The organism is uncultured Flavobacterium sp. (assembly GCF_963925415.1).
Taxonomy (GTDB): domain Bacteria; phylum Bacteroidota; class Bacteroidia; order Flavobacteriales; family Flavobacteriaceae; genus Flavobacterium.
Genome location: NZ_CAWUTS010000102.1, coordinates 15,549 through 35,572 on the forward strand (window position 1 = coordinate 15,549; position 20,024 = coordinate 35,572).

General features: G+C 29.3%; 22 protein-coding genes and 1 pseudogene. 15 read left to right on the forward strand and 8 right to left on the reverse strand.

Annotated features, from left to right (window positions below; translation table 11 throughout):
• The first annotated feature begins 101 nt into the window (after positions 1-101).
• Entirely contained in the window at positions 102-2,318 is a 2,217-nt protein-coding gene (gene katG / locus AABM47_RS08275; protein ID WP_338410456.1) for a catalase/peroxidase HPI, read from the forward strand.
• A gap of 71 nt (positions 2,319-2,389) precedes the next feature.
• On the opposite strand, the gene AABM47_RS08280 is transcribed toward katG, so the two are convergent.
• The gene (locus AABM47_RS08280) at positions 2,390-2,890 is read right to left on the reverse strand and encodes a DUF1456 family protein (protein ID WP_338410457.1); all 501 of its coding nucleotides are present in this window, start codon (positions 2,888-2,890) and stop codon (positions 2,390-2,392) included.
• A gap of 223 nt (positions 2,891-3,113) precedes the next feature.
• On the opposite strand from AABM47_RS08280, the gene AABM47_RS08285 reads away from it, so the two are divergent.
• Complete coding sequence (locus tag AABM47_RS08285) at positions 3,114-3,515, forward strand: excinuclease ABC subunit B (RefSeq protein ID WP_338410458.1); 402 nt, start codon at positions 3,114-3,116, stop codon at positions 3,513-3,515.
• A 40-nt stretch (positions 3,516-3,555) separates the two neighbouring features.
• Here the strand turns inward: AABM47_RS08285 and AABM47_RS08290 are convergent, their stop codons facing one another.
• Genes AABM47_RS08290 through AABM47_RS08300 form a run of 3 tightly spaced genes read right to left on the reverse strand, consistent with a single transcriptional unit; the run spans position 3,556 to position 5,658 of the window.
• Positions 3,556-4,113 carry an RsmD family RNA methyltransferase gene (locus tag AABM47_RS08290; protein WP_338410459.1) on the reverse strand — a complete coding sequence of 186 codons (558 nt, stop codon included), beginning with the start codon at positions 4,111-4,113 and terminating at the stop codon, positions 3,556-3,558.
• On the reverse strand, positions 4,110-4,922 hold the full coding sequence (locus AABM47_RS08295) for a DUF3822 family protein (RefSeq protein WP_338410460.1): 813 nt from the start codon (positions 4,920-4,922) through the stop codon (positions 4,110-4,112). The genes AABM47_RS08290 and AABM47_RS08295 overlap by 4 nt, the downstream gene beginning before the upstream one ends.
• Entirely contained in the window at positions 4,906-5,658 is a 753-nt protein-coding gene (locus AABM47_RS08300; protein ID WP_338410461.1) for a hypothetical protein, read from the reverse strand. Before AABM47_RS08300 ends, AABM47_RS08295 begins: the two co-directional genes overlap by 17 nt.
• Positions 5,659-5,779: 121 nt before the next feature.
• On the opposite strand from AABM47_RS08300, the gene AABM47_RS08305 reads away from it, so the two are divergent.
• Positions 5,780-7,204, forward strand: coding sequence for an AAA family ATPase (locus AABM47_RS08305; RefSeq protein ID WP_338410462.1), 1,425 nt, complete (start codon positions 5,780-5,782; stop codon positions 7,202-7,204).
• Positions 7,205-7,238: 34 nt separating this feature from the next.
• A complete protein-coding gene (kdsB, locus tag AABM47_RS08310; RefSeq protein WP_338410463.1) occupies positions 7,239-7,964 on the forward strand; it encodes a 3-deoxy-manno-octulosonate cytidylyltransferase in 726 nt (241 codons plus the stop codon).
• Positions 7,965-7,975: 11 nt separating this feature from the next.
• Here the strand turns inward: kdsB and AABM47_RS08315 are convergent, their stop codons facing one another.
• Positions 7,976-8,638, reverse strand: a complete 663-nt coding sequence (locus AABM47_RS08315) for a fused MFS/spermidine synthase (protein ID WP_338410464.1) — start codon at positions 8,636-8,638, stop codon at positions 7,976-7,978.
• A gap of 52 nt (positions 8,639-8,690) precedes the next feature.
• On the opposite strand from AABM47_RS08315, the gene AABM47_RS08320 reads away from it, so the two are divergent.
• Positions 8,691-9,242 (forward strand): 1-acyl-sn-glycerol-3-phosphate acyltransferase, encoded by a 552-nt coding sequence (locus tag AABM47_RS08320; RefSeq protein WP_338410465.1) that lies wholly within the window; start codon positions 8,691-8,693, stop codon positions 9,240-9,242.
• A 37-nt stretch (positions 9,243-9,279) separates the two neighbouring features.
• Here AABM47_RS08320 and AABM47_RS08325 read toward each other — a convergent pair whose 3' ends face one another.
• On the reverse strand, positions 9,280-9,717 hold the full coding sequence (locus AABM47_RS08325; protein WP_338410466.1) for a helix-turn-helix transcriptional regulator: 438 nt from the start codon (positions 9,715-9,717) through the stop codon (positions 9,280-9,282).
• 290 nt (positions 9,718-10,007) lie between these two features.
• On the opposite strand from AABM47_RS08325, the gene AABM47_RS08330 reads away from it, so the two are divergent.
• From AABM47_RS08330 to AABM47_RS08350, 5 genes are all read left to right on the forward strand, one after another.
• Positions 10,008-11,165: a M14 family zinc carboxypeptidase gene (locus tag AABM47_RS08330; RefSeq protein ID WP_338410467.1), complete on the forward strand. Its 1,158-nt coding sequence runs from the start codon at positions 10,008-10,010 to the stop codon at positions 11,163-11,165.
• 43 nt (positions 11,166-11,208) lie between these two features.
• Entirely contained in the window at positions 11,209-11,688 is a 480-nt protein-coding gene (locus AABM47_RS08335; RefSeq protein WP_338410468.1) for a winged helix-turn-helix transcriptional regulator, read from the forward strand.
• Positions 11,689-11,722: 34 nt separating this feature from the next.
• The gene (locus AABM47_RS08340; RefSeq protein ID WP_338410469.1) at positions 11,723-12,235 is read left to right on the forward strand and encodes a DinB family protein; all 513 of its coding nucleotides are present in this window, start codon (positions 11,723-11,725) and stop codon (positions 12,233-12,235) included.
• Positions 12,236-12,335: 100 nt separating this feature from the next.
• Positions 12,336-13,172, forward strand: a complete 837-nt coding sequence (locus tag AABM47_RS08345) for a S1-like domain-containing RNA-binding protein (RefSeq protein ID WP_338410470.1) — start codon at positions 12,336-12,338, stop codon at positions 13,170-13,172.
• Positions 13,173-13,175: 3 nt separating this feature from the next.
• Entirely contained in the window at positions 13,176-13,457 is a 282-nt protein-coding gene (locus AABM47_RS08350) for a hypothetical protein (protein WP_338410471.1), read from the forward strand.
• A gap of 22 nt (positions 13,458-13,479) precedes the next feature.
• On the opposite strand, the gene AABM47_RS08355 is transcribed toward AABM47_RS08350, so the two are convergent.
• Both AABM47_RS08355 and AABM47_RS08360 read right to left on the reverse strand, forming a co-directional pair.
• The gene (locus AABM47_RS08355; protein WP_338410472.1) at positions 13,480-14,628 is read right to left on the reverse strand and encodes a serine hydrolase domain-containing protein; all 1,149 of its coding nucleotides are present in this window, start codon (positions 14,626-14,628) and stop codon (positions 13,480-13,482) included.
• Between the two features lie 28 nt (positions 14,629-14,656).
• Positions 14,657-15,100 (reverse strand): PH domain-containing protein, encoded by a 444-nt coding sequence (locus AABM47_RS08360; RefSeq protein ID WP_338410473.1) that lies wholly within the window; start codon positions 15,098-15,100, stop codon positions 14,657-14,659.
• A 267-nt stretch (positions 15,101-15,367) separates the two neighbouring features.
• On the opposite strand from AABM47_RS08360, the gene AABM47_RS08365 reads away from it, so the two are divergent.
• The 5 genes and pseudogenes from AABM47_RS08365 (at position 15,368) to AABM47_RS08385 (ending at position 19,959) form a co-directional block, all read left to right on the forward strand.
• The gene (locus AABM47_RS08365) at positions 15,368-16,207 is read left to right on the forward strand and encodes a 1,4-dihydroxy-2-naphthoyl-CoA synthase (RefSeq protein ID WP_338410474.1); all 840 of its coding nucleotides are present in this window, start codon (positions 15,368-15,370) and stop codon (positions 16,205-16,207) included.
• Between the two features lie 46 nt (positions 16,208-16,253).
• Entirely contained in the window at positions 16,254-16,811 is a 558-nt protein-coding gene (locus AABM47_RS08370) for a PH domain-containing protein (protein ID WP_338410475.1), read from the forward strand.
• A gap of 10 nt (positions 16,812-16,821) precedes the next feature.
• Positions 16,822-18,321, forward strand: coding sequence for a PH domain-containing protein (locus AABM47_RS08375; protein WP_338410476.1), 1,500 nt, complete (start codon positions 16,822-16,824; stop codon positions 18,319-18,321).
• Between the two features lie 53 nt (positions 18,322-18,374).
• A pseudogene (gene menA, locus AABM47_RS08380) lies at positions 18,375-19,258 on the forward strand (1,4-dihydroxy-2-naphthoate octaprenyltransferase).
• A 23-nt stretch (positions 19,259-19,281) separates the two neighbouring features.
• The gene (locus AABM47_RS08385) at positions 19,282-19,959 is read left to right on the forward strand and encodes a metal-dependent hydrolase (RefSeq protein WP_338410477.1); all 678 of its coding nucleotides are present in this window, start codon (positions 19,282-19,284) and stop codon (positions 19,957-19,959) included.
• Positions 19,960-20,024: the final 65 nt, after the last annotated feature.

A 20,024-nucleotide genomic window follows, 5' to 3' on the forward strand; every position in this document is an offset into this window, starting at 1 on the left:
TAGATCTTTAACATAAACCATAGTTTTTATCTATTAAAATTCATTTAAGATGTCAATAAATTTACTAATTTTATTAAAATTTTAAACAAATATTAAAAAATATGCAACACAACATCGAAAATTCGGGTGAAGGCAAATGCCCTTTTAGTAGCACAACAATTAACAAAGGAGCAGGTGGAGGAACAGTTAATCACGATTGGTGGCCTAATCAATTAAAATTAAACATCCTTCGTCAACACTCTGTGTTAGTTAATCCAATGGACATCGATTTTGATTACGCTAAAGAATTTAAAAGCCTTGATTTAAATGCATTAAAAAACGATTTATTTGATTTAATGACTACATCACAAGATTGGTGGCCAGCAGATTATGGACATTATGGACCTTTCTTTATTCGTATGGCATGGCACAGTGCTGGAACATATAGAATTGCTGACGGTCGTGGAGGAAGTGGTTCAGGGTCTCAAAGATTTGCGCCATTAAACAGTTGGCCAGACAACGGTAATCTTGATAAAGCTCGTTTGTTATTATGGCCTTTAAAACAAAAATATGGCAAAAAAATATCTTGGGCAGATTTAATGATATTAGCCGGTAATTGTGCTATAGAATCAATGGGCTTAAAGCCTTTTGGTTTTGGTGGTGGTAGAGCAGACATATGGGAACCTGAACAAGATATTTATTGGGGTTCAGAAGGCAAATGGTTAGAAGATAAAAGATACAGTACAGAAAGGGATTTAGAAAACCCATTAGCGGCAGTTCAAATGGGATTAATATATGTTAACCCAGAAGGCCCAAACGGTGTGCCTGATCCATTAGCGTCAGCAATAGACGTTCGTGAAACTTTTGGAAGAATGGCAATGAATGACGAAGAAACCGTTGCATTAGTTGCCGGTGGTCATACATTTGGAAAAGCACACGGTGCAGCAGATCCCGATAAATATGTTGGGCCAGAACCTGAAGGAGCTTCTATGGAAGAGCAAGGCTTAGGATGGAAAAACTCTTTTGGAACAGGTGTTGGTGACGATACTATAACGAGTGGTATTGAAGGTGCATGGACTCCAAACCCTATACAATGGGATAATGACTACTTCAACGTATTATTAGGATACGACTGGGAATTAACTAAAAGTCCAGCAGGAGCTAATCAGTGGACTCCCACAGCAGCATCAGAAGCAAAACAAGCGCCTGCTGCTGGTGACGCATCAAAAACACAACGATTAATGATGACAACAGCAGATATGGCTTTAAAAATGGACCCTGCTTATGCTAAAATTTCTAAACATTTCCATGAAAATCCCAACGAATTTGCTGATGCTTTTGCAAGAGCTTGGTTTAAATTAACGCATAGAGATATGGGACCAATAGCCTTATATTTAGGTTCAGATGTTCCTAAGGAAATATTAATTTGGCAAGACCCAATTCCGGTATTAAATCACGAACTTATAAACGAATTTGATATTGCTGCTTTAAAATTAAAAGTAAATGCTTCAGGATTAAATGTTTCGCAGTTAGTTTCAACGGCATGGGCATCAGCATCAACATATAGAGGTTCTGATAAAAGAGGTGGAGCAAATGGAGCCAGAGTTCGATTAGCACCTCAAAAAGATTGGGCAGTAAACAATCCAACTCAATTAAAAGTAGTTTTATCAACTTTAGAAAATATTCAGAGTGAGTTTAACGCTACTCAAACAGGAAATAAAAAAGTATCTATTGCCGATTTAATTGTTTTAGCAGGTTGTGTTGGAGTAGAACAAGCTGCAAAAAATGCTGGTCAAGATGTAAAAGTTTCTTTTACACCAGGTAGAACAGATGCTTCTCAAGAAAATACTGATGTAGAGTCATTTGCTGTGCTAGAACCAATTGCTGATGGATTTCGTAATTTTGTTAAAACAAAATATACAATATCAGAAGAAGAAATGTTAATAGACAAAGCGCAATTGCTGACTTTGACTGCTCCAGAAATGACTGTATTAGTAGGAGGGCTACGTGTTTTAGGTGTTAATTTTAACGAAACGAAACACGGTGTATTTACTAATCAATTGGAAGCTTTAACCAATGACTTCTTTTTAAACTTATTAGATTTAGGTACAACCTGGAAAGCAACTGGTAAATCTCAAGACGTTTTTGAAGGAAGTGATCGTAAAACAGGTGCCCATAAATGGTCAGGTTCTCGTGTAGATTTAATTTTTGGTTCAAACTCAGAACTTCGTGCTTTGGCAGAAGTTTATGCTTGCCAAGATTCAAAAATCAAATTCATACACGACTTTGTTAAAACTTGGGATAAAGTAATGAATTTAGATCGTTTTGATTTAAAATAAAAAAAGTATTATCATATAAAAAAAGGTAGCTTGGAAACAAACTACCTTTTTTATTAAAAATAAATATGTCTTTATTTTTTTTTGGGTTTACCGTTATTAAACTTTACTTTTTCAACAACTTGAACTTTCTTTGTTTTTGAATCTCTTGATTTGGAGTTAGAAAAAGGTTTCTTTTTTCCATCAGATTTTGGTTTGTCTTCATATTTAGGCTTGTCTTCAAATTTCTTTTTTGGAAATTCTTTTACAAAAGGTTTCTTTACTGAAGTATTTTGGTCTATCTCTTTGTTTTCGGTCGATAAATCAATTTTAGAATTTGCAATCTTAGTCAATTCTTCACTAGCATTTTTGGGATCTTCTTTTGTACCTCTAAGTCTGATTACCAATGCATTTAAAAAATTTCGTAATAATTGATCGCCACACTCTATATAACTAGGATGGTCTTCTTTTCTAAAAATATTTCCTAATTCTCCTTTTGAAACTCTAAAATCTACTAATTCTAAAATTTCAACAATTTGATCGTCACGTAGTTGTAAGGCTACACGAAGCTTTTTAAATATATCGTTATTTGTCATTTAATTACTTATGGTTATTTGATAAAGGTTTGTCTATTAATCCTTAATAATAAAAACGATTAATAAATTAATGTACAAAGATACACTATTGCAAATTTCTATTCTCAAAAGATATTCATTATGTTTTTATTTTTTACTTTTAAACTTTAAAATATGTATAATTTATAATTTAAAATTAGTATTTTACTTATATTTGAGTTCAAATTATATAAAATATATTGAGATGGAAACCTATCAAGAAAAAATTAGTTTATTGCAAGAATTAATAGATTTTGCAATAGTTGATGGACAACTACACGACAAAGAATATGATTTTATTGAAATGATTGCTTATGAGCTTGAAATTGATAAGCAAATTTACTTGAAACTTTTTAAAGGCAGAAAAACAAATATAATTATTAAAGACGAATTTAGACGTATTTATCAGTTCTATAGACTAGCCTTATTAATGCATATTGATGGTGTGTTGCATAAAAAAGAGTTAATTAAAATAAATGAAATTGGTATTAGCATGGGATTAAACCCTTTTGCTATTAAACGTATTTTGTATCTTATGAAAAAAAAACCTTCAAGGATGATTGACGAAAAAATTTTGCTGGCTGCTTTTCAAGAGCAACATAATTAAAAAAATAAATTTATATCGAAATAGGATTAATACAGTTAATTTATTTTATTGGTACTTCTGACCCTAATTCAAAAAAAGAAAAGGATGTTCCACCATATCTTTTTACAAAAGAAAAATGCCCCATGTGATCTAGACTAGTGTCTTTTGAATGTTCAATAATTAACATTCCGTCTTTGTCTAAAATGTCATTATCAAATATTAGTGTAGTAATTTTTTCAAACTCAAGTTGCTTCAAATGATATGGTGGGTCTGCAAATATAATATCATAGTTATTTTTACTTCGTTCTAAATAAGCAAACACATCTGATTTCAATGCCGTAATGTCAAAATCAAATTCCTCAGCTGTTTTTTTGATAAAAGAAACACAACCAAAATCGCCATCAACAGAAGTTATAGGATAACTTCCTCGTGAAGCAAACTCATAACTTATATTGCCAGTACCTGCAAATAATTCTAAAATACGCAATCCGCTAAAATTATAATTGTTATTCAAAACATTAAACAAGGCTTCTTTTGCCATGTCAGTTGTAGGACGAACAGGCAATTTTTTTGGAGCTTGTATTCTTCTACCTTTATGTTTTCCTGATATAATTCTCATGAGTTAAATAGTATGAAATTTTGAATCATATCTTGTTCTGTAACACCATATGTTTTGGATAAGCTTGAAACATCTAATAGGTCACAATTTCTAATAAATTTATATATAATTGCGTAATAGGAATCTTCTTTAGTGATAGCGCCTAATAATGTAACTTTAATTATTTCTGGATTTAGTTGTAATTGTTCAAATGTAAAAAGTATATAGTATATAACATCTTCTTCAGTATTAAATTCAAAAGAATTAAACAATAATAATTGTTGATTTTGAACTACAATAATTTCAAAATTGCGATCTTGTATATGAATAAAAACTTGTTTTTCTTCAGTGTTTTTACATAAATCTAATATTTTTTGAACCAATATTGAATTTGTGTTTTTATAGTCGAAGTTTTTATATTGATCTAGTAAGAAATTATTTACATGAACAAATGGCACAAACACATTATTGATCTCATAAGTACTTAGAGGATCAAAAGCAAAATAATCATTATCAAATACTTTTACATTATATTGTAAATAGCTGCCCATATTTTCTTTGTCAAACAACGATTCTGGAACAAAAGTATTGATTTTATTTTCATGCAAAATTAATATTTCATCATATTCTTTAATAAGAATTGTATGCTTAACAAAAACGTTCCAAAGTTGACTTTCGATAACTTCATTTTTTTCAAAAAAGCAAGAGTCATGTACTAATACTTTATTGGTAATAGTATCTATAACACAAAAAGAAAGTCCATTCAAGGAAACCTGAATGGACAACTTTTTATAATTACGTTGAGTTATATCATTACTCGTTATTTCCATATTTTTTTGGCCAATTTCCTGTTAACGAAACATCTTCTAAGGAGCCTAAAATGATTTTATCACCATTTATTTCGTCAATAGATTTCTTTTTCTTTTCTTGTTCTAATAAATCTTCGTCCATTCCTTTTAAAACAAGGTTTTTGTCAATTTCTACTTTTAAAGTAGCAAATGATTTATTCTTTACTAAAATATAACTTGCTACCATAGATACTGGCACATCAAAATCATTTATTTTTACAAAATTTAATTTCTTATAACGATCAGAATTTTTAAATAATGAATCTTTTACCGATGTAAATCCTAATGATTTAGTAATAACTACTTCTTTAAAATAACCACCTTCACCATTAGATAAACCAAAAGCTGCATTTCTTGCAACATCTGGAACCGAACTGTCTTTACGTTCAATAATTTCAAACTTTTCTGAGTCAACAAAAAGCATTAATGAGTCAAAAGATGATGTATATTTTCCATTTATTGACTTATATGCCATTTGCGCCTTTTTAATATCAATCATTTTAGCTACAGCAGTTTCAAAACGAAGCTCTTTTTCTTGGTCAAAACGAATAGGGGCCATAACGGAGCTGTAGATTAAATAACCAAAAATCAAACTTATTAGACCTAAAATAGATGAAAAGTATATTCTGTTTTTTGCTGTTGCAACTTTATCAAAAATCTTAACTAAAGCAAAAACTAATACAACAAGTAACACAAAAAAGATAGTTAATTTTAACATATTATTCTAAATTTTAAAATTTATTAGATAGGCAAATCTACAATTTTTTTTTGTTCTCAAAAGAAATTCTTAAAAAAATCATCAGTATATTTGAAAAATAATATATGATAAGATAAAATTAATGACTTCTAATCAGTTTTACAAATTACTAAAAGACAACTTTCCTTTTATACCTACACTTAAACAAGACATTTTTTTTCAAAAAATAGCTAATTTTATAATCAATAGCTCTACTAATGAAATTTTTGTATTGAAGGGATTTGCAGGAACCGGAAAAACGACTGTTATCTCAACAATTGTAAGCCAACTTATTAACGCTAAACTTAAATATTTATTATTGGCTCCTACAGGAAGAGCAGCAAAGGTTATTAGTAATTATTCGCATAAACCTGCTTTTACTATTCATAAAAAAATTTATTTTCCAAAAAAAGCGAGTGGTGGTGGGGTTAGTTTTACCTTGCAGCCAAATAAATTTACCAATACAATTTTTATTGTAGACGAAGCTTCAATGATTTCTAATGTTACTCAAGAAACAAAATTATATGAAAACGGTTCTCTTTTAGATGATTTACTTTCTTATGTAGATTCTGGAAAAAATTGTAAAATTATTTTTGTAGGAGATACAGCACAGTTACCTCCCGTTCATTTGGATGTAAGTCCGGCTTTAAATATTGATACACTTTCATTACATTATAATAAAAATGTACATCATATAGAATTAGACGAAGTTATGCGTCAAGAAGAATCGTCAGGAATCTTATTTAACGCGACCGAATTAAGAGAAATTTTAAAATCACATTTTATTGACACCTTTAAATTTAATGTGTTGGGTTATAAAGATATTGTACGCTTACAAGACGGGTATGATATTCAAGATGCAATCAATCAATCATTTAGTGATTATGGCTTAGAGGAAACTGTTTTTATTGTTCGATCTAATAAAAGAGCCAATCAATATAATGAACAAATAAGGACTCGCATTTTAAATAAGGAAAGTGAAATTTCGTCTGGCGATTACATGATGGTTGTAAAAAACAATTATTTTTGGCTTCAAGATTCTGACGCTGCTGGCTTTATTGCTAATGGTGACATCATAGAGGTTTTAGAAATAAGAAATATAAAGGAATTATATGGTTTTAAATTTGCAACAGTAAAAATACGCATGGTAGATTATCCAAACCAAATTCCTTTTGAAACTATATTAATTTTAGATACTATAAAAAGTGAATCTCCATCTTTAACATATGAAGAATCAAACAAGTTATATCAAGAGGTGATGTTAGATTATGAAAATGAAACAACAAAATATAAAAAATTTATAAAAGTAAAAAACAATGAATATTTTAACGCTCTTCAAGTTAAGTTTTCATATGCTATAACATGTCACAAGTCACAAGGAGGACAATGGAACACTGTATTTATCGAACAACCCTATTTGCCTAACGGAATTGACAGAGATTATATAAGGTGGCTATATACTGCTATGACAAGAACAAAAGAAAAACTATATTTGATTGGGTTTAAAGATGAAAATTTTGAAGAATAGCAACTTGTTGTTTAAAAAAAAATGAAATAAAAATATGAAACTAATAGCCGTAATTCCAGCACGATACGCTTCTACACGATTTCCTGCTAAATTGATGCAAGATTTAGGCGGAAAAACTGTTATTCTTAGAACTTATGAATCTGCAAAAAACACTCAACTTTTTGATGATGTTTTTGTGGTAACCGATTCTGATTTAATTTTTAATGAAATTATTTCAAATGGTGGCAAAGCCATAATGTCAATAAATAAACATGAGAGTGGAAGCGATAGAATAGCAGAAGCGATTCAAAACATGAATGTTGATGTTGTAATAAATATTCAAGGCGACGAACCTTTTATAGATGCAAATACACTTAAAGTATTGATTGATGTGTTTAAGAAAGATGTTAATGAAAAGGTAGATCTAGCTTCGGTTATGACTTATATTTCAAACAAAAATGATATAGAAAACATAAATAACGTCAAAGTAGTTACAGATAAAAATGGATTTGCTTTGTATTTCTCCCGTTCAGTTATTCCATATCCTAGAGAAGAAAATGTAGGAGTTCGTTATATGAAGCACATAGGTATTTATGCTTTTAGAAAACAAGCCTTAATTGATTTTTATAGTTTACCAATGCTACCATTAGAGGCATCAGAAAAACTGGAGCAGCTAAGGTATTTAGAGTACGGAAAACGAATTAAAATGATTGAAACCAATCATGTTGGAATAGGTATTGATACATTAGAAGATTTGGAACATGCTAGAAAAATGATTTAATAATACAAAAATCAAAAAAGTTTTTTAATTGTAAATAATTCATTGTGATCTTCAATTTTTGGATACAATCTTAAAGAAAATTGATTGTTAAATTTAGAACGATATAAGTTATTTCGTTCTTGATCTTTATCATTTAATACCATAGTATTGAATAAAATAAAACCATTTAAATTTAATAATCCATTAATTCGTTCTATAAAAAAATCTTCAAATAAAAAATTAGGCATTACTGTATCTTGAAAAACGTCAATAATTATTAGATCATAGGTTTGTTTGGTTTTAAAAACAAATTCAAAAGCATCGTCATGGACTATTTCTAGATTTCCAATTTCATTGATTTTAAAATAACGATTCGCAATTTCGAGAATTTTTTTATCTAACTCGACTCCCGTAATATGAGCTTTACATTTAATTTCATTTCTAATTGTTTTAATTACACTTCCGCCAGCAACACCCAATACCAAAACAGTTTCAAAATTTTTTATGCGTTCAAAACCTATAAGTCGCAGTCCTTTTTTTAATGTTCGCTGCAAACTCCCATAAGAGTAGTTTGTGTTTTTTGAATCTAAAACTAACTGCCCTTTGTTCCAAGTAATTTCAATAGATTTATTAAGGGCTGAGTTTTGTTTGTATATATTTATAGGTAAAATATAACTCAATAATTTTTGAAACATTATATTTGTATTGTGATTTATATAAAGATACAAATTTTTTTAAAAAACTAGAATGAAAAAAGTGATTTATAAGTTTATTTTTTCAAACATTTTTGGTTGGAAAATAGTAGGTGATATTGATGAATCTGTTAAAAAATGTATCGTTATTGCTGTTCCTCATACCAGCTGGTGGGATTTTTTTTTGGGAATATTCTCAAGAACTATTTTAAATAAAGAAATTAATTATGTTGCAAAAAAAGAACTGTTTACTTTTCCATTTGGCTATTTTTTTAGATGGACAGGAGGAACACCACTAAACCGATATCAAAAAGAAAATAAAGTAGATGCTATTGCTAGTATTTTTGAAAATAAAGAAATTTTTAGATTAGCTATCGCTCCAGAAGGAACACGTAAAAAAGTATCCAAATGGAAAACGGGTTTTTATTATATAGCTCAAAAAGCTAATATTCCAATAATTCCTGTAGCATTTGATTATGAAAAAAAAGAAGTCGTGTTTAATAAAGCATTTTATCTAACAGGCGATAGTGAAGCGGATATTAAAATTTTACAAACTTATTTTACAGGTGTTAAAGGAAAAGTTGCTGAAAATAGTTTTACAAACTAAAGACAACATATAAGCACATTTATAAAACCTATTATTTTTATGTTATGTAATTTTTAAAAGTTCCATTTTTAAAAAAGATAACAATTCGTTCAATTTCTGTTTCAGTTCCAAAATTTTTTGAACTATGAATTTTCTGCACTTCAGCAGTAGTGTTTTTGTCTTCTAAATCATTAGAAAATAAATCAACGGGTATTTCAATTTTGCTTTTTGTTTGATCTAAAGCAATTGATGGAGTAGATGTACTATTTTCTTTAGGAAAACTTCCTATACCATTTAGTATCCATTCAAATTCTACTTCAGAATATTTCTCTTTTAATTTTAAAATAAAATCTAAACTGGGTTTATTTCTACCCGAAAGTAAATGAGATATACTAGATCGTTGTACGCCTATTTTATCAGCAAATGATGAGGCCGTTAAACCATAGTATTCTAAAATAATTTCCAGTCTTTTAATAAATTCCTCTGTGTTTACCATTGTAAATAGTGTTGATTGTATTGTAATTAACAAATGTAATCAATTCAATTGAGATGTCCAAAATTACTTATGTAAACACGATATAAGACCTAAAATAAACATAAAGTAAATGGATTCTAAGTACTAGTAATTAGTTAGTTAGGTACAAATAAAATAACTTACATAATTTACAATGAACATTAACTTACATGTAAACATTAGTGTTTACATTCGTAACAAAACGTTTCTTTTTAACTGTTTACAAATGTAAATAATAAGTTGTTTACATTTGTAATTCATAATTTTATCATATGGATTACGCCAGCTTATTTGAAAATCATACCGATGCAAACATTGCAGGTAGACACATTACAAACAAAAGTATTGAGCCAATATTAAATTCTTTAAAGATTGATTTTAAGGTTCAAGTTGAAGGCAAATCTGTTTTAGGTAAGCCTATTTATTCTGTGCTTATAGGCTATGGAAAAACTAAAATTTACATGTGGTCTCAAATGCATGGTGATGAGTCAACTTGCACCAAAGCCATTATAGATTTTTTTAAGCTTGTAACAAACGATACAGTTTATGCAGATTTTATTACATCTAATTATACCTTATACATCATTCCGTTAGCAAATCCTGATGGGGCAGAGGCTCATACTAGAGAAAATATTAACGGAGTAGATTTAAATAGAGATGTACTTGCTTGTAGCCAACCAGAAAGTATGATTTTAAAAGGTGTTTTTGAAAAATTTAAGCCTCATTATTGTTTAAACATGCACGATCAACGCACAATTTATGGTGTTGGAGATACCAACAAGTCTGCTATCATATCCTTTTTAGCTCCTGCTTTTAATGAAAACAGGGATATTAATGCTTATCGTTCAAAAGCAATGCATGTTATTGGAGAAATGAATGATGCATTACAAAAAGTTATACCAAATCATGTAGCACGATACAACGATTTGTATTGCAATCAATGTTTTGGTGATTATTTTGCTTCTAAAAATGCGGTTACTATTTTGTTTGAAGCAGGTCATCACCCAAACGACTATTCTAGAGATTTAACCCGAAAATATATCTTTATCAGTATTTTAACAGCTTTAAATATAATTCACGAAAACGTTGTAGTATATGAAAATAATTCAAAATATTTTGATATTCCTGATAATAAAGTAAGTTTTTTTGATATTTTGTATAAAAATGTTAATATTATTGATGATAATAAACAAAAAACTATTAATTTTGCATCACAATATAAAGAAGTAGTTGAGAACGGAATTATTAAATTTAAACCTTATATGGTTTTAATTGAAAACAGCAGTCAAAATTACTACGGACATGTTGAATATGATTTAAAAGGAGGGTTGTTTCAATCCATTTATTGTGAAGTTCCTGAAAACAATATCAGATCAGATTTTTTTGTGGGTAATAGCATGGAATTTATTAATGGTATTTTGAAAGAATAACAGTCATATTTAATAATTTTATTTTTAATTAAATATACAAAATATGAGTAAGTTTAAATTAGACGAAGTAGATCATCAAATATTAGATATGTTGATTGATAATACACGAGTACCATTTACAGATATTGCAAAAAAATTGCTAATATCAGCAGGTACCGTTCATGTTAGGGTTAAAAAAATGGAAGATGCCGGAATAATTCAAGGCTCGTCTTTAACTTTAGATTATGAAAAACTAGGGTATTCATTTATTGCATATGTGGGTGTTTTTCTTCACAATACGTCTCAAACTAAGTTTGTTTTAGAGCGTATAAATGAAATTCCATATGTAACGGTAGCTCATATCACAACAGGCAAATTTAATATTTTTTGTAAAATTAGAGCAAAAGACACTAAACATGCAAAAGAAGTTATTTTCATGGTTGATGCCATTGAAGGTGTATATCGTACCGAAACCATGATATCTTTGGAAGAAAGTATCAATGATAAAAAACGATTGATGCATACTATTTTCAAAGAAATGTAGTCAATATAAGCAGCTAAATTAAGTTTTTATACATATGCAAATCCCTAAAACTGAATACGCTTCTTTTTATGCCAGTTATGTTGAAATGGCATTAAACAAAACCCTTTCGTCTGATTTTGAATCCCAAATGACAAGTTGTATCGATTTTTATAATTCAATAACTCTTGAACTATTAGATTATCGATACGAGCCATTTAAATGGTCTATAAAAGATATCATATTACATCTTATTGATAGTGAACGAATATTTGCTTACAGGGCGCTTCGAATATCTCGAAACGATAAAACAAAACTGCCTGGTTTTGAAGAAAATGATTATGTAACATATGCTAACGCATCAAGTAGATCATTAGAAGATATAATTAATGAGTATCGTTCAGTTCGAAATGCAACAATATCTTTATTTAATTCTTTTTCTGATGGTCAATTAAAAAGAATTGGAAATGCTTCTGATAAAGAAGTTTCTGTAAGAGCTATTGGTTACATTATTTTGGGTCACGAACTCCATCATATTAAAATTATCAAAGAAAGGTATTTAAATTTTTAACTTTTTTTTATAGAATTGAAATGCAATAGATTGCTTCACATGCACAAAAATTTATAATACCAATAAATAACTCCTTATCTTTGAACTTTAATTTATATTTATGCTACAGTTAGGTCAATTCAATACGTTACAGATTTTAAGAGATACTCAGGTAGGAATTTTTCTTGGGGATGGAATTCATGAGGAAAATGATGTTTTATTGCCTAACAAATACGTGCCAAAAGAATTTTCTATTGGTGATGAAATTACTGTTTTTGTATATCTTGATCACGAAGAACGCCCTGTAGCTACTACGATAAAGCCGTATATTCAATTAAATCAATTTGCTCATTTACAAGTCAATTATATTAATAAATTTGGTGCCTTTATGAACTGGGGTCTAGAAAAGGATTTGTTTGTACCGTTTAAAGAACAAGCCCGTCCCATGGAAATCGATAAACGTTATTTAGTATATTGTTATTTAGACGAAAAAACAAACAGGTTAGTTGCAACCAGCAGAACCAACAAGTTTTTGTCCAATGACGGTGTTGATTTTGAAAATAATGAAGAAGTAGATTTAATTGTTTCTCACATTACCGAAGGCGGAATCAATGTAATCATCAATGAGAAACATAAAGGTTTGGCTTATGCCAATGAAAATTATGAAGACATAAAACCTGGTAAGCGAATGAAAGGTTATATTAAGCAAGTGCGTGCCGATGGAAAAATTGACGTCTATTTAAGGCCTGTAGGTTTTACAGCCATTGAGCCAACTTCTCAGCATGTGTTGGATGCTTTAAAAGCCAACAGGGGCTTTTTAAGATTAAATGACGATTCGAATCCCGAAGATATTAAAACGGTGTTAAAAATGAGTAAAAAATCATTTAAAAAAGCTGTTGGTAGTTTATATCGTCAAAAATTAATTGAAATAAAAGAAGACGGAATTTATTTGGTATAAATCATGACCCATAAAAATAAATTTTATTTATCTTTAAGTATAATTAATTTAATAATAGCACTTTATGCAATCTTTACAGACTCAAGTCCTTTGCATATTTTGTCAGCTCAAATTCGACCTATTTGGTTATTTGTGTTTGTTTTAGCAATTTTGCTGTCTATTATTAATTTAGCAGAAATTATCATTAACAAAGACGATTGGAATAAATGGTATTGGATAGCACTCTTTTTTAATATTACAACTCTTATTTTTGTAATGAGATTTTTTAAAATCAGTTTGTTTTAATTACTCATTTTGAATTCTAATTTCATTTTAAAGGATAATCCCCAAAAAGTGATGATATTCGCATAGTTTGATATACTTTTTTAGAGTATTTGTTTGACAATGCAATCATTGTTACTGTGTCTTTTTTTAAGCTTGTATATGACGATGTATTTCCATGCCACCATCCATTGTGATAAAACACCTTTTGTCCTGTGCTCCATTCGCGCAATCGAATGCCTAAACCATAATTATTTGTGCCTTTTTTTTCATAACTGTAGCCTTTGTATATTTCTTTTTTTAATTTTTCTGAAATAAAATCATTACTATAGGTAGCCATATCAAATTTTAAAATATCCTTAGGTGTCGAATAGATGTTTTTGTCTCCATACACAGCGTCTAATTGGTCAAATGGAATTTTTACTTTCGTACTTTTATAAGATTGGCTAACTCTATCTTTGTCTTTATCTAATTCAAAAACAAAGGTGTTTGTCATTTTTAAAGGATCGAAAACCAATGATTTCATAGCTCTTGGGTAGGTTAAATGTGTTTTTTTTTCTATTACTAAAGCCAAAATAGCATAATTGGTATTGCAATACTCAAACTTTGAATCGGGACTAAAATCTAATGGAATTTTATGTAGAGATAAAAGAGTTAATATGTCTGAGTTATGAAGTGTTTTTGATCTACCCCAAATGGCATTTGATTCCGTAAAATTTGAATATTTAGCTAAACCACTTCTGTGATTTAGCAACATTCTAATGCTAATTTTTTCATATGGAAATGTGGGTAAAACTGTGGCAACAAGTTCATCTAAATCTATTTTTTGTTGATCTATCAATCTAAAAATAGCAGTTGCTGTTAATACTTTGCTAATTGAAGCTAAATGCAAAGGAGTATCACCGTTAATAGTATCCTTACTCGAAAAATTAGCCATTCCTTGGTATTTTTCAAAAATAATTTCTCCGTTTTTTGCGACCAAAAAACTTCCATTAAAATCACTATTAGGGTTTATATGCTTATTAAAAAAATGTTCTATCAATATTTTTTTTTGATCTATAAATTTATCAGGTAATTTAGAAAATGTTACAGAAAAAAGGTCTTGTGTTATTAAATTTTGTGCCAGTTGTTTTTTTTCTTCTTTTTTACACGAAATAATAAATATAAAGGGGAGTAGTAATAGTATGTTTTTCAATTTGTTATTTAAAGGGTTAGTGTTTTGTTTAAATTCGTTTGTTTTTAAATATAATATTCGGATTAATATCAAGCAACTGCTTTACAAATAATTCTTCTTCTTTAGGAGAAATGTAAATGTCATCAAAGGCATTATAAGTAATGATTAGTCCAACGCTACTTAAGGCTGGCTTCCAAGTTGTTGGAACAAAAACACCTTTGTGATATTCTATTTTTTTTATAGTTTTAATGTCTATTTTACCTTTAAAAGGTCCTGACTTCCAATACATAAAAGAATCATTAATTTTGTATTCTGTTTTTAAAGCAATATGAATTAATAATAACAATGTTAAAAAATTGATCACAATTGCAACATAAAAACCATTATTTATTTCACGAAATAAAGCAGTAATTGTAACAGCAATTAATAAAATTATAGTCAATATAAAAACTGCATTTAAACGTTTGCTTCTACTGGATTTATATATTTTCATGAGTTAAGTTTATTGTTTTATTGTTAATAATTTGAAAGACATAACTTTAAAAGTTTAGAGTTAAGAGATCAAAGTATAACAAATACATAATGCTTGTTTTATTTAATGCACTTATTCATTTGAACTTGCAATATAATGTAAAAAATGCTTTATTTTTACGTGAAATTATATTTTAACTTTCTTTTTTGAAGTAAATTATTTTTTTTAAACAGACTTACTTTTATCTTATTTTTTAAATTAAAATTAAAATTTAACTTTTACAAAAACATGAACAAAATTAACTGGAAAACAGTAAAGGAATTTGAAGATATAACCTATAAAAAATGTGATGGTGTTGCACGTATAGCTTTTAATAGGCCTGATGTTCGAAATGCCTTTAGACCCAAAACCACCCGCGAATTAATTGAAGCATTCTATGATGCCCAAGAAGATACGTCAATTGGTGTTGTTTTACTTTCAGCTGAAGGACCAAGTTCTAAAGACGGAATTTATTCGTTTTGCAGCGGTGGCGATCAAAAAGCCAGAGGGCACCAAGGTTATGTTGGTGAAGATGGATACCATCGGTTAAACATACTTGAAGTACAACGGATGATTCGTTTTATGCCAAAAGCTGTTATCTGTGTTGTTCCGGGTTGGGCTGTTGGTGGTGGACATTCGCTTCATGTAGTATGTGATTTAACATTGGCAAGTAAAGAGCATGCCATTTTTAAACAAACAGATGCCGATGTAACGAGCTTTGACGGTGGCTACGGATCTGCCTATTTGGCTAAAATGGTAGGTCAAAAAAGAGCGAGAGAAATTTTCTTTTTAGGTCGAAATTATTCGGCTCAAGAAGCATATGAAATGGGAATGGTCAATGCAGTAATTCCTCATTCAGATTTAGAAGATACTGCCTACGATTGGGCTCAAGAGATATTAAAAAAATCACCAACTTCCATAAAAATGTTAAAATTCGCCATGAATTTAACCGATGATGGCATGGTTGGTCAGCAGGTTTTTGCTGGTGAAGCAACTCGTTTAGCCTATATGACTGATGAAGCCAAGGAAGGTAGGGATGCTTTTTTAGAAAAAAGAAAGCCTAATTTTGAGAAAAAATATTTGCCTTAATTATAGGGGCTATAATACCTAATAATACTCTTTTAAAATTTTATAAATGAATGATTTTAAGAATGAATTTTCCAACCCAACCATAGATATTTCAAGTTTACCAAAATTTGAACATGCAAAACTAGAATCGTTACAAAAAAACTATTTGAAGGTGATGTATGTTCAATTAGGGATAGTATATCTATTACTTCTGGCAGGCTTAACTGTTTTGTATGTTTTAAACGAGCCCCTCTTTGTTAAAGATTATTTTGTTTATTTGATAGCGAGCTGGAGTTTTTTGTTACTCCTCAATTTTTTTTTCATACAAATAAGTTTTGCAAAAAAAGGTTTTGCCTTGCGTGAACATGATGTTGTATTTCAATCAGGTGTAATTAGTCAAACCACAACAATTGTAACAAATAATAGAGTTCAGCATGTGGCTTTACATCAAGGTGTTTTGTCTCGAATGTATGGATTAGCTTCAATTGAACTTTTTACAGCAGGTGGCAGTACAAGTGATTTAAAAATAAAAGGCTTACGATTAGAAGATGCCATGAAAATAAAAGAAAGTGTCTCTTTAAAAATTAATGAATTAAACGTTGAATCGACAGAAGAAATTAGTTAAAAAAAAATAAATGATGTCTAATTTTGATTTTTCACTTCCACAAAGACAATCTTTAATAGGTGTTATTGTATTGTTTGTCAATGGTTTACAAAAATCTATAAAAGGTCTTTGGCCACTTTTTTTAATATTTTTTTTTAAAGAAGATCCCTATAAGCCTGTTTATGTTTATGGAGGAATAGTGTTGTTGATACTGCTTATAGCTTTTGTCTCTTTTTTGAAATTTTGGTATTTTAAGTTTTACATCGACTCTAAAATTGAAGAATTTGTTATTGAAAATGGAATTTTTAACAAAACAAAAATAACAATACCTTTTCATAAAATTCAAAAAGTATCCATAGACCAAAGTTTAATTCAACGTATTTTTAGTGTTTACAAATTAGAGTTAGACACAGCAGGGAGTGATGGAAAAGAAGTTTCTATAGCAGCAATCTCTCACAAAATGGCTGTTGAATTAAAAAGCCATTTATTGGAAAATTCCAATAAAAAAACCAGCCAAATCAATGAAGCTTTTGCTCAAGAAAACCAAATAAAAACATTTATAAACATAAGCTTACCGAGTCTTTTAAAAATTGGTTTTACAGCAAATTACTTGTCTAGTTTTGCCTATTTGATTTTGGCTTTTTCAACTATTTCAGAAAACTTAAAACAAATAGGGCAAGATAATTTAATAAATGATAACATCAACCAACTGGAACAATACTCTGTCACAAGTCTTTTGTTTGGAGTTTTACTATTTTTATTTATTGCTATTATAATAATGAATCTGGTTTTAACAGTGTTTAAATACTTCAATTTTACAATCAAAAGAGAAAAAAACGCATTTGTTTTGAGTTATGGATTATTGCATATAAAAAGTGCAATGATACATCCTGAAAAAGTTCAAATAATAAAACTAACTCAAAACTTTTTTCAAAAGAAGTTAGACGTTAACAGCATCGAAATTTTTCAAGCTTCAAGTAGCATAAAAAGGGCTACTGCTAAAGATAAAACTAAAATACCAGGTAGCAATGCTTTAGAAAAACAACAAATAATAAAACTATTGTTAGGCAAAACACCTAATTATCATAAAACGTTATATCCAAATATTAGAAAGTTGCTCATAGAGGTCTTGTTTATTGTTGTAATACCGGTACTTATAGGGATAATTTTAAATCTATTTTTAAATAAATTTTCATTACTAAAAGTAACAATTACTAGCACTTTATATGTTGTAATAATGGGGACCTTGTTATTTTTATCATACAAAAAATATCGCTTGTTTATTTCAGATGAATTTATTAAAAAACAAAGCGGTGTTTGGGATGTTCATCAAGAAATTATAATGCCTCATAAAATTCAAGCCATTGAAACGCATCAATTTTTTTGGCAAAAAAGAACAAATATCGGATCATTTGTATTGTATACAGCAGGTGGAACCATTTCATTTTCAACTTCTAATTTTTCAGAAATTAAAAATCAAGTAAACAAATGGCTGTACCAAGTAGAAGTATCAAAACAAAATTGGATGTAAAACCTCATAAATAATAATTCACATCAAAATGATGCTGACCAATTAAACATACAATGAAACACTGGATTTTTGCCGCACGACTACGAACATTACCCTTATCTTTATCTGGAATAATAGTAGGTAGTGCTTATGCTTATCAACAAGGCTTTTCAGATAAATACATATTGATATTAGCGCTTTTAACGACACTTGGTTTACAAGTGTTATCCAATTATGCCAATGACTATGGAGACGGCATAAAAGGCACAGACGCTAACCGAATCGGTGAAAAACGAATGGTAGCAGCTGGAATCATTACAGCAAAAAAATGAAAGCAGCTGTCATTTTAATTTCGGGAATAACTTTGGTCTTGTCTTTGACTTTAATTTATGTTGCCTTTGGAGATGAAAATTTTGTATTAAGCATCATTTTTGTGCTCTTGGGTTTGGGTGCTATTGGAGCAGCAATAAAATATACAGTAGGAAGTAATGCCTATGGTTATAATGGATTGGGGGATTTGTTTGTTTTTGTTTTTTTTGGATGGGTATCTGTATTAGGTTCTAATTTTTTATTTACTCAAACAATAGATAGTAAATTAATGCTTGCTTCCACTTCAATAGGCTTATTGAGTGTTGCCGTATTAAATTTAAATAATATGCGCGATATTGAAAACGATAAAAAAGCAGGTAAAATGACGTTAGTAGTTAAAATGGGGTTAAAAAAAGCTAAAAATTATCATCAAATACTTTTAAGTTTGGCGTCCTTATGCTTTTTACTTTTTTTATATCTAACAAAGGCATCACTAATTCCAATAATCATTATCAATTTACCATTGATCATTCATATTCGAAAAGTTTTGGGTGCAGAAAAATATGAAGATTTTGACCCCGAATTAAAAAAAGTAGCCTTGAGTACATTTGCGTTAAGTTTGCTATATGCCTTGTTTGTTTTGTTATAAAAATTAATTTAAATTTCTAAATCATGAAAATAACTTACTACGGTCACGCTTGTTTACATATCCAAATTAGAGATATAAACATACTAGTAGATCCTTTTATTTCTGCAAACCCCAAAGCTTCACATATAGATATTGATAGCCTTAAAGTAGATTATATTTTAATTACACATGCACATCAAGATCATGTTTTAGATGTTGAAGCCATTGCAAAGCGAACAGACGCTGTCATTGTTTCTAATTACGAAATTGCTACTTATTATGGTAATATAGGTTTTCAATTTCACCCTATGAATCACGGTGGAACTTGGGATTTTGAATTTGGACTAGTAAAATATGTTAATGCTATACACTCTTCTTCTTTTGCAGATGGTACCTATGGTGGTCAACCTGGTGGATTTGTGATTCAGGGAGAAAGAAAAAACATATATATTGCAGGAGATACAGCCTTAACAATGGACATGAAATTAATTCCATTACGAACCAAGTTAGACTTAGCAATTTTACCAATAGGTAGCAATTTTACGATGGATGTTGAAGATGCTATTGTGGCTTCAGATTTTATTGAATGTGATAAAATTTTAGGATGTCATTATGATACTTTTGGATATATTGAGATCAATCATGAAGAATCGAAACGTAAATTTTTTGAAAAAGGTAAAGACTTAATGCTTTTAGAAATTGGAGCATCAATAGAGTTGTAGTGAATTGATAATTGATGATTTTATGAAAGCAACGTATAAAAAGCACATTCTAAACTTTAAAAGAC

What these genes read in the sequence shown, in the direction of transcription:
- katG (WP_338410456.1), top strand. Translation starts at nt 102, where the DNA reads ATGCAACACAACATCGAAAATTCGGGTGAAGGCAAATGCCCTTTTAGT.
- AABM47_RS08280 (WP_338410457.1), bottom strand. Translation starts at nt 2,890, where the DNA reads ATGACAAATAACGATATATTTAAAAAGCTTCGTGTAGCCTTACAACTA.
- AABM47_RS08285 (WP_338410458.1), top strand. Translation starts at nt 3,114, where the DNA reads ATGGAAACCTATCAAGAAAAAATTAGTTTATTGCAAGAATTAATAGAT.
- AABM47_RS08290 (WP_338410459.1), bottom strand. Translation starts at nt 4,113, where the DNA reads ATGAGAATTATATCAGGAAAACATAAAGGTAGAAGAATACAAGCTCCA.
- AABM47_RS08295 (WP_338410460.1), bottom strand. Translation starts at nt 4,922, where the DNA reads ATGGAAATAACGAGTAATGATATAACTCAACGTAATTATAAAAAGTTG.
- AABM47_RS08300 (WP_338410461.1), bottom strand. Translation starts at nt 5,658, where the DNA reads ATGTTAAAATTAACTATCTTTTTTGTGTTACTTGTTGTATTAGTTTTT.
- AABM47_RS08305 (WP_338410462.1), top strand. Translation starts at nt 5,780, where the DNA reads ATGACTTCTAATCAGTTTTACAAATTACTAAAAGACAACTTTCCTTTT.
- kdsB (WP_338410463.1), top strand. Translation starts at nt 7,239, where the DNA reads ATGAAACTAATAGCCGTAATTCCAGCACGATACGCTTCTACACGATTT.
- AABM47_RS08315 (WP_338410464.1), bottom strand. Translation starts at nt 8,638, where the DNA reads ATGTTTCAAAAATTATTGAGTTATATTTTACCTATAAATATATACAAA.
- AABM47_RS08320 (WP_338410465.1), top strand. Translation starts at nt 8,691, where the DNA reads ATGAAAAAAGTGATTTATAAGTTTATTTTTTCAAACATTTTTGGTTGG.
- AABM47_RS08325 (WP_338410466.1), bottom strand. Translation starts at nt 9,717, where the DNA reads ATGGTAAACACAGAGGAATTTATTAAAAGACTGGAAATTATTTTAGAA.
- AABM47_RS08330 (WP_338410467.1), top strand. Translation starts at nt 10,008, where the DNA reads ATGGATTACGCCAGCTTATTTGAAAATCATACCGATGCAAACATTGCA.
- AABM47_RS08335 (WP_338410468.1), top strand. Translation starts at nt 11,209, where the DNA reads ATGAGTAAGTTTAAATTAGACGAAGTAGATCATCAAATATTAGATATG.
- AABM47_RS08340 (WP_338410469.1), top strand. Translation starts at nt 11,723, where the DNA reads ATGCAAATCCCTAAAACTGAATACGCTTCTTTTTATGCCAGTTATGTT.
- AABM47_RS08345 (WP_338410470.1), top strand. Translation starts at nt 12,336, where the DNA reads ATGCTACAGTTAGGTCAATTCAATACGTTACAGATTTTAAGAGATACT.
- AABM47_RS08350 (WP_338410471.1), top strand. Translation starts at nt 13,176, where the DNA reads ATGACCCATAAAAATAAATTTTATTTATCTTTAAGTATAATTAATTTA.
- AABM47_RS08360 (WP_338410473.1), bottom strand. Translation starts at nt 15,100, where the DNA reads ATGAAAATATATAAATCCAGTAGAAGCAAACGTTTAAATGCAGTTTTT.
- AABM47_RS08365 (WP_338410474.1), top strand. Translation starts at nt 15,368, where the DNA reads ATGAACAAAATTAACTGGAAAACAGTAAAGGAATTTGAAGATATAACC.
- AABM47_RS08370 (WP_338410475.1), top strand. Translation starts at nt 16,254, where the DNA reads ATGAATGATTTTAAGAATGAATTTTCCAACCCAACCATAGATATTTCA.
- AABM47_RS08375 (WP_338410476.1), top strand. Translation starts at nt 16,822, where the DNA reads ATGATGTCTAATTTTGATTTTTCACTTCCACAAAGACAATCTTTAATA.
- AABM47_RS08385 (WP_338410477.1), top strand. Translation starts at nt 19,282, where the DNA reads ATGAAAATAACTTACTACGGTCACGCTTGTTTACATATCCAAATTAGA.